This is a genomic window from Novosphingobium sp. 11B (assembly GCF_054589055.1).
Genome location: NZ_BAAILP010000194.1, coordinates 1 through 785, shown reverse-complemented (window position 1 = coordinate 785; position 785 = coordinate 1). Strand labels below are relative to the sequence as shown.

Annotated in this window: 2 protein-coding genes; both read left to right on the top strand. The window is 59.6% G+C overall.

What is annotated here, in order from left to right:
* Window positions 1-225 (top strand): hypothetical protein (locus tag ACYPYD_RS17605; protein ID WP_459664495.1); only part of this gene is annotated, 225 nt, incomplete at its 5' end.
* On the top strand, window positions 222-575 hold the full coding sequence (tnpB, locus tag ACYPYD_RS17600; RefSeq protein WP_008827841.1) for an IS66 family insertion sequence element accessory protein TnpB: 354 nt from the start codon (window positions 222-224) through the stop codon (window positions 573-575). The genes ACYPYD_RS17605 and tnpB, both read left to right, overlap by 4 nt.
* The last annotated feature ends 210 nt before the right edge of the window (window positions 576-785 follow it).

Sequence of the window (785 nt, the reverse complement as noted above, 5' to 3'; positions counted from 1 at the left end):
CTTGGCCTGCTGCATTATTGGCGCCGGCAGGCGCGAGCGGCGGGGACCGTTGAAGAACTCCGGCTTGTGCCAGTGACGGTGGTTGGCGAGGAGCAAGCGCAAATGCCGGCCGTCCCGGCATCGCCGCCCAGCATGGAATTGGTGGTGCGCGATGTGACAGTTCGTATTTGCGGCGCCGTCGAGGCGGAGCACTTGCGCACCGTTCTGGCGGCGATCCGGGAATGATCCCGATCGATGGAAGCGTGCGGATCTATGTGGCGACGCAGCCCATCGACTTCAGGGCCGGGATCAACCGGCTGATGGGACTGGTGACACATGTTCTGGGCCACGATGCCTGCGCCGGTGATGTGTTTGTCTTCCGCAATAAGGCTGCTGACAAAATCAAGTTGGTCCGTCATGACGGCTCCGGCGCGGTTATGGCGACAAAATGGCTCGACCATGGGAAGTTTTATTGGCCTGCAGTGCAAGGCGGCACTCTTGCTCTGACCGGAGCTCAATGTGTGGCCCTTCTGTCAGGCCTGGATTGGCACAAACTGCCATTCCAGGCGGCGCGGCGGCCCGCTATTTTTGGCTGAATTCTGCGGTTTTTTGTAGTATAATGAGGGCTGTGTGGTATAGTCACGCATGCCTGCCGAAGCCGATAATCTTCCTGACAATCTCGAGCAGATGGCCGCCCTTGTGCGGGAACTCCGGGCTGAAAACGCTCAACTGCGCTCGCTCCTCAAAGGCATGGCCCAACAAGCATTCGGCAATCGATCGGAACGCGCCAGCGTCATTCTGGGAGA

Excerpts from the sequence above, each read along its gene's own strand:
- tnpB (WP_008827841.1), top strand. The coding sequence starts at position 222 with ATGATCCCGATCGATGGAAGCGTGCGGATCTATGTGGCGACGCAGCCC.